The sequence below is a fragment of the Cysteiniphilum marinum genome, assembly GCF_014857925.1.
Classification (GTDB): Bacteria; Pseudomonadota; Gammaproteobacteria; order Francisellales; family Francisellaceae; genus Caedibacter; species Caedibacter marinus.
Genome location: NZ_JACYVZ010000102.1, coordinates 1 through 1,282 on the forward strand (window position 1 = coordinate 1; position 1,282 = coordinate 1,282).

At 36.0% G+C, this 1,282-nt stretch carries 1 protein-coding gene; it reads left to right on the forward strand.

Going from position 1 to position 1,282, the window contains the following annotated elements:
- Window positions 1-683 precede the first annotated feature (683 nt).
- A partial coding sequence (locus tag IE867_RS14470; protein ID WP_192485408.1) for a hypothetical protein occupies window positions 684-1,282 on the forward strand: 599 nt, incomplete at its 3' end.

Here is a 1,282-nt window from a genome sequence, read left to right on the forward strand (position 1 = left end):
TTTGATCGTCATAAATCTGAGAAATTATTTTTTGTTTTAGCGCCATGATGATACCTTAATGCAAATAAGTTTATTTTGCACTATAGCATAAAATTTATCTTATAGGTATGTTTTTAGGAATGGACTCAGCTTTGACACTATAAATAATGGAGTAGGGGTTCCAGTGTTATAAGCCGAAAAGTGTAAAGATTTTCTGGGGAGTTGGCTGAAACGCCTTTATTTACAAGAATCGTAGCAGACATTCGGCAACTTGTCATGTATAATCTCTACAAGATTTGAAAGTATAATAAAACCTACCTTAAATTATACTCCTGCTGAGGAAACTTGAAGCTAGAGAGTATAAGGGTTTTGAGATATAAATATCTGGTTAAATTAAACAAAATATAATTTAGCTGATTTCACGAGATAAGTTAGACCAAATATTTTCTTTACGTTTTTCGGCCTATAGCACTGGAGCCCCTACTTTGCCGATTTGTCCAGAATCTACAGAGTAACCCATTATTACACATCCGGTGAGATTTGCTGACTGGCACCTGGCCATTTATCCTGTGTTAAAAGTGACAGCGGTAATTGCTGGAAAAAGAGCTTTTTTTGACTAAAAACACTCTTATTAGAATAATTCTTAAAATCTTGTCTATCATTAACTACAGAATAACCATGGACTTATGAGATTTGGAGATCAAATGATGAAAAACAGAAATAGCTCAAGATTTAAAAAACAGTTTTCTTTTAGCTTTTTAATTACTTTGAATAATATGACTAAGTATCTTGTTATTAGCATTATATTATTTTCAAGTAGCAATGCTGTAACTACGGTGCAAGTAGGTGGAGGTGGAGCAAGTACATCATTAAATAATACTTTAGGTTCTTCTGATTATCTAACTGTCGCCGCTAATGGCAATGATTCAGGCGGGTTTAGGGTCAGACATGATAACGCAACTGGAGGGCTATATTCTGTGGATGTCAGCTTAGTAGATGGCTCTGTTAGGTTAAATGGAGTAACTACTGTAGACAATGCTCTATCCGTAACGGGAAATACCAATATGAGTACGTTATCTACTTCAGGATTAGCCACTATGGATAGTGTTTCAGTAACCAATAACTCAACCATTGGCGGAACATTAGGTGTTACTGGTACCACTTCTACTAACGGGATCACTAACACTGGGAATATTAGTACTACTGCAGATATGAGTTCTGCAACTTCAACCGTTTCTGGTGATAGTACGGTAGGAGGTACTTTAGGAGTCACTGGCACCACTTCTACTAACGGGATCACTAA